This window comes from Paracoccus haeundaensis (assembly GCF_006239215.1).
Lineage (GTDB): Bacteria > Pseudomonadota > Alphaproteobacteria > Rhodobacterales > Rhodobacteraceae > Paracoccus > Paracoccus marcusii.
The window spans coordinates 206,186-212,641 of record NZ_VDDC01000001.1 but is presented as its reverse complement, the minus strand read 5'-3'; the positions used below and the strand labels follow the sequence as shown (position 1 = coordinate 212,641).

General features: G+C 65.9%; 4 protein-coding genes. All 4 read right to left on the bottom strand.

Going from position 1 to position 6,456, the window contains the following annotated elements:
• Positions 1-223, bottom strand: a 223-nt coding sequence (locus FHD67_RS01120; RefSeq protein ID WP_139597541.1) for a DUF4212 domain-containing protein, incomplete at its 3' end; no start/stop codon positions are given.
• A gap of 119 nt (positions 224-342) precedes the next feature.
• Entirely contained in the window at positions 343-2,298 is a 1,956-nt protein-coding gene (gene acs / locus FHD67_RS01115; protein WP_139597540.1) for an acetate--CoA ligase, read from the bottom strand.
• Between the two features lie 179 nt (positions 2,299-2,477).
• Positions 2,478-4,013 (bottom strand): SulP family inorganic anion transporter, encoded by a 1,536-nt coding sequence (locus FHD67_RS01110; protein WP_246071177.1) that lies wholly within the window; start codon positions 4,011-4,013, stop codon positions 2,478-2,480.
• 70 nt (positions 4,014-4,083) lie between these two features.
• Positions 4,084-6,378, bottom strand: a complete 2,295-nt coding sequence (locus tag FHD67_RS01105; RefSeq protein WP_139597538.1) for a glycosyl hydrolase family 28-related protein — start codon at positions 6,376-6,378, stop codon at positions 4,084-4,086.
• Positions 6,379-6,456 lie beyond the last annotated feature (78 nt).

The window sequence follows — 6,456 nt, the reverse complement described above, 5'->3', positions numbered from 1 at the left end:
TCATGCGCCAGGTGTAGAAGAAGATCAGCGCGATGAAGCACAGGATCGACCCCTGCTGCGCGAACCAGAATCCCAGAGCCGCTCCGCCCACCGAGATGCCCGACAGCAGCGGCCGCAGGATGATGCCGAAGCCGTAGGACACCAGCGCCCAGATCGCGAGGCAAATGTAGATGATGCGTAGATTGGCCTGCCAATAGGCATTCGAGGATTGTCTGTCACTCATGTCCCTAGGTCCCTCCCTGTTCAGACATGTCTGTCACTCCGCCCTAGTGTTCTTCCAAGCCCGTCCCCGGCGATGGGCGCGGGCAGGTTTGCGGGGGCGCCAAGGCCCCCGGCCGGTCGTCAGCCGCGGTTCATGCGGTTGGCGATCAGATCGTCCACGACCTCGGGTTCGGCCAGGGTCGAGGTGTCGCCCAGGGTACCGTGGTCGTTTTCCGCGATCTTGCGCAGGATGCGGCGCATGATCTTGCCCGACCGCGTCTTCGGCAGGCCCGGCGCCCACTGGATCAGGTCCGGCTTGGCGATCGGGCCGATTTCCGTACGGACCCATTTCTCCAGGTCGGCGCGCAGCTCCTCCGAGGGGTCCACGCCGTTCATCAGCGTGACATAGGCATAGATGCCCTGCCCCTTCATCGGGTGCGGATAGCCCACGACCGCGGCCTCGGCGACCTTCTCATGGGCGACCAAGGCGGATTCGACCTCGGCCGTGCCCATGCGGTGGCCGCTGACGTTGATGACGTCATCGACGCGGCCGGTGATCCAGTAATAGCCGTCCTCATCCCGCCGGCAGCCATCGCCGGTGAAATAATAGCCGGGATACTGCTGGAAATACGCCTCTTCGAAGCGGGCGTGATCGCCCCACAGGGTCCGCATCTGGCCGGGCCAGCTGTCGCCGATGCATAGCACGCCCTCGGCCGGGTCGCCCTGCTGCACCTCGGCCGAGGCCGCGTCGAGGATCACGGGGACCACGCCGAAGAACGGCACCGTGGCCGATCCGGGCTTTGTCTCGATCGCGCCGGGCAGCGGCGTGATCAGGTGGCCGCCGGTCTCGGTCTGCCACCAGGTGTCGACGATGGGGCAGCGGCCCTTGCCGACATGTTCGTTGTACCAGTTCCATGCCTCGGGGTTGATCGGCTCTCCGACGGTACCCAGGATGCGCAGCGACGACAGGTCATGCGCCTCGACCGGCTCGGGCCCCTTGGCCATCAGCGCGCGGATGGCGGTTGGTGCGGTATAGAACTGGGTGACCTTGTGCTTGGCGCAGACCTGCCAGAAGCGTCCGGCATCGGGCCAGGTCGGGACGCCCTCGAACATCACGGTCGTGGCGCCATTGGCCAGCGGGCCATAGACGATATAGCTGTGGCCGGTGACCCAACCCACATCCGCCGTGCACCAGAAGACGTCGCCATCCTTATAGTCGAACGTGTACTGATGCGTCATCGCGGCATAGACCAGATAGCCGCCGGTCGTGTGCACGACGCCCTTCGGCTTGCCGGTCGATCCCGACGTGTACAGGATGAACAGCGGATCCTCGGCGCCCATGGGGCGGGGCGGACAGTCGGGGGCGACCTGCTCCATCTGCGCCTTGACGTCGATGTCGCGCCCCTCGACCCAGGTGGTCTGGTCGCCGGTATGCTTGACCACAAGGCAGCGCACCTTGTCCGAACAATGCAGCAGTGCCGCGTCGGCGTTCGATTTCAGGTTCGTGCGCCGGCCGCCACGCGGCGCGGTGTCGGCGGTGACCAGAACCTTGGCGCCGCTGTCATTGATGCGGTTGGCCAGCGCGTCGGGCGAAAAGCCCGCGAAGACGATCGAATGGATTGCCCCGATGCGCGCACAGGCCAGCATCGCATAGGCGGCCTCGGGGATCATCGGCAGATAGATCACCACGCGGTCGCCGCGCATCACGCCCTGGCTCAGCAGGACGTTGGCGAACCGGTTCACCTTTTCGGACATCTGGGCATAGGTGATGTGCTGGGCGGGCGTCTGCGGATCGTCGGGTTCGAAGATGATCGCGGTCTGGTTGGCACGGGTCGGCAGGTGGCGGTCGATGCAGTTGACCGAGGCGTTCAGGACCCCGTCCTCGAACCACTTGATGCTGACCTGCCCCAGGGTGAAGTCGGTGTTCTTGACCTTGGTATAGGGCGTGATCCAGTCCAGCCGCTGCCCCTCGCGGGACCAGAAGCCCTGCGGGTCGCGGATCGATTCGTCATACAGCCGCGCATAATCCTCGGGGCCGGCATGAGCGTCCTCCAGGCCGGCCGGAATGGCGTGTTTGCGAATGTTTTCAGCGGTCATGACTTTCCCCCTCGTCGTCGCCATGCTGCAGCCCGGCCGCGACGACCCTTGTCAGGGTGTGGGCGCAACGCTGCGTCGCCACCATGTTAATCACAGATGAGGGACCAAGTTAACTTGTTTTTTACAAACGGAAATTTTGTAAATGAATTGACTTGAGGATCACCGATCCTGTCAATGCTTCACAAACGGGCAGAGTCCTCGGCAACCGTGACGCTGCCGTGCAGTCCCGCCCGAAGCACCGGCCGCGCATGGACCGCCACGACCCGGGTTCCGCGGCGCGCCAGCCGGTCGGACAGGTCGCGGATCATCTGGGCACCGCTTCGATCGATCAGCGTGACCTGTGACATGTCCAGAAGCAGCAGGCGGGGATGCGCGTCGATCCGGGCCAGCGCCCCCTCGATCCGCGCGACCGAGCCGAAGAAGACCGGCCCGGACAGATGGATCACCATCCGGTCCGCCGGGCCATCGGGGTCGGCTGCGGGGGCATGGGCGGTCCCCTCGCGCGACATCCGCGCGATGAACAGCATCCCGGTCAGCGCCATGCCGATCAGGATGCCGGTCGTCAGATCATGCAGGATCACGCCCAGGAAGGTCGCGGCCATCACCCCCGCCTCGGCCCGGTCGATGCGGGTCAGGCTGATCATCGCGTGCCATTCGATCATCTTCCAAGCAACAACCATCAGAAGCCCCGCCAGGCCGGCCAGGGGAATGGCCCCGACCAGCGGCGCCGCGACGATCAGGAAGGCCAGCAGCAGCGCGGCGTGGATCATCCCCGATGCCGGGCCGCGGCTTCCGGCCTTCACGTTGGTCGCCGTCCGCGCGATGGTGCCGGTGACGCAAAAGCCGCCGAACAGACCCGCCCCGATATTGGCAAGCCCCTGCCCGATCAACTCGTCATCGGGACGCATGCGGGTGCCGGCCATCTGGTCGGCGACCATCGCCGACAGAAGCGATTCGATCGCCCCCAGCAAGGTGAAGCCCACCGCGAAGGGCAGCGCCGCCTGAACGGACGCCCAGTCAAGCGCGGGCAGCATCGGCATCGGCAGACCGGCCGGCAGCGCGCCGAAGCGATCAAAGACCGATGGCGCGTCCAGCACCTGTGCGGCAAGGGTGGCGGCGACGATCCCCAGCAGCAGCGCCGGCAGGCGGGGCGCCAGGCGCTGTGCGATCACGATAACCGCGACCGCGGTCAGTGCGACGCCGATGACCTGCGGATCAGCCGTGGCACGGGCCTGCCACAGGGCGGACAGCTTGGGCAGCAGCGCGGCAGGTTCGGGCACGGACAGCGTTAGGCCCAACAGGTCGCGCAGCTGGCTTGCGGCGATGATCACCGCAATCCCGGCAGTGAACCCCAAGATCACCGGATAGGGCACCAGCCGGATCGTGCCACCAAGACGCAGCAGGCCCAGCACCGCCAGCATTGCACCGGACAGCATCGTGGCCAGGATCAGGCCGTCGATGCCGATCGCCGCGACGCAGCCCGCGACCAGCACGATGAACGCGCCTGCCGGGCCGCCGATCTGGTGGCGTGACCCGCCCATGGCGCTGACCAGGAACCCGCCCACGATGGCCGTGACCAGCCCGCGGTCGGGACCGACGCCACTGGCGATGGCGATCGCCAGAGACAGCGGCAGCGCCACGATGGCGACCGTAAGTCCTGCCTGCAGGTCCTTGAGATCGAATGAAAGATCCAGAAAGGCGGGGCGATAGCCCATGGATCCTCCGCACATGGCCTTGGGCCGAGGTTGCCCCCGGCCCAAGGCGCCTGTCAACAGCATGATCGTGCTATTGCGGGCGATCCATCCGCGCATAGATGCAGACCCGGCCGCGCAGGGGCTGTGACCAGGTCAGCCGGATCTGGCGTTTTGACGTGCCCGAATCCGGCACGACCGTCGGGGTCGCATCGACACGGGCGCCGCTGGTCGACTGCAGCGCGACCTCGGTCACGACGGACTGGACGGACCGCGCCCAGCCCTGGAATGGCAGGCCGGTCAGGACCGGCGTGGTCCAGGTCGCCGTCGCGGTGTTCTGGGTCAGCTGGATCATCAGCGGGTTCGACACATAGGTGTTGATGCCGTTGAAGGTGTTCGCCTCGAACTGCAGGTTTCGCATGCTGTTGTAGTTCAGGTCGGCGATCGAGGTGTCGACCCGGTCGATCCGCTCCACGTTGCCGTAAAGCGCCTTGAAGACGTTCCCCACGACGTTCAGCCCCTGGATGAAATGCCCCGAGCCATAGGGCTTGACGGTGATCCAGGTGAACCACGCAACGGTGTTCGAACACAGGAAGGTGTTGCCCGTCAGGGTCAGGCCGCCAAAGCTGAACTCGGACCCGGTGAAGTTTGGGATGGCGCTGTGTTCGTTGGTCCATTCGATCGAGGCGTTGTCGATATAGTTGCCCGACACCGTCGTCTGCACGTTGGGCTGGGTCAGCACCAGGCCCGCATAGCGCAGCCCCTGCCCCGACCCGTCGCCCTGGAACCAGTGGTTGCCGCTGATGATGTGGCCACCGCCGTTCGCCACCATGAAATGCGCGAACCGCACGAAGCGGTTGTTGCGGATCTTGATGTCGTTGGCGTTCACGTTGATCGCGACCGTGGTGCGCTGTTGCGCCGGCAGGTCGAGATCGTTCGAGATGAACTGACAGTTATCGACCAGCAGGTCCTGGCAGCCGCGCCCGATCGAGGTGATCGCCCGGTCCATCGGACGGGTGAAGTAGCAATCGGCGAACTGGATCATCTCTCCCTGCTGGGGCAGCATCACGCCACTGGCGATGCGGTCGCAGCCGAAATCGACCTTGGAGAAGTTCAGGCGGCTCAGTTCGCGCACGCCCGAAAAGTCGAACAGATAGCGATAGCGTTCAAAACTGTACTGCCGCGTCCCCGCGCCGCCATAAAGCGGCTGCGACAGGGTCAGCGTGCCCTGGGCGACGTTCTTGGCGTTCACATAGACCTCGCGGCCGACGCCGCTGCCGATGATGCGGCTGCCGACCTCGATGGCCGCGACATTGGCGACGTTGCTCAGGAGATAGGGCTGGGCCGGGTTGTAGGTGCCGGGGCTGGTCGCGCGGCCGGTCTGCCATGCGGGGCCGGGCTTTGCCTGGATCGAGCCGTTCTGGATCACCCGGCGGTTCGCAAACCCCTCCAGCGTGGGCGCCAGTTCGGCCAGCATCAGCGGTTCGTCCAAGTCCACGCGGCGCCCGCCAAGGTCCAGAGAGATGTGGTCGGTATAGCCCAGCAGCGCCTGAAGCGCCTTTTTCATGCCAAGCGTCTCGTCGCCGAAGGCATCCGCATAGGTCGGAAAATCAAAGCTGCGCAGCAGCGACACGCGTGTTGAGGGCGGGGTGATGAGGCGGCCCTTGAAACGGATGCGGCTGTTGATCGACAGGTCGCCCGAGATGAAGAACGTCCCTGCGGGCACCACGATCGATCCGCCCGCCGCCGCTTGGTCCGCTGCCAGGAACGCGGCCCGGTCGTTCGTGACGCCATCGCCGACCGCGCCGAAATCGCGCACGTCCACCCAGTCCAGCAGCGACGGCACGAACGCCGCGGTGATGTCGTCGATACGGATCGATTCGACCCGGAACGCCCCGCCATTGGCGCCCACCAGGTCCAGACCGAAATGCCCATAGACCGCGCGCGTGCCCCACGGCAGATCGACGCCCGGCCGGTTGCCGACGCCGACGATGGCGCTGACCTCGACCACCTCGCCGTAGTTGCGCAGCGCCACGGTCGTCCCCGCGGTGACCAGGCCCGCGACCGCATTGCGCGACCCGTCGCCCGCCCAGCCCGCGATGCGCACGCTCGCCAGCGGCCCGGCGACGATCTTGACCCGCGCCGACACGCGCAGATAGACGCCGGGGATCATCGGCGTCTCTCCCATGAAGCGCAGGCTGGTCGTGGTCTGCTGCTTGACGACCTCGAAGCAGGGACCGAAATCCTGGTCGGCGGGAACGATGCCGGCATTGCCCGCATCGGCCCAGGTGGGACTGCCCGATGTGCCGTCGCTGCGCGACAAAACGCCCAGGCCCGCCCTGAAGGCGGGTGGGGTCAGCAAAAGCCCGTTCGTGATCGCTATGTTCATCGGCTATCCCTTCCGTATCGGCATGGCGGGCGGGTCCGGGAAGACCCGCCGTGATGCGGACAGAAATAGTTGATGAAA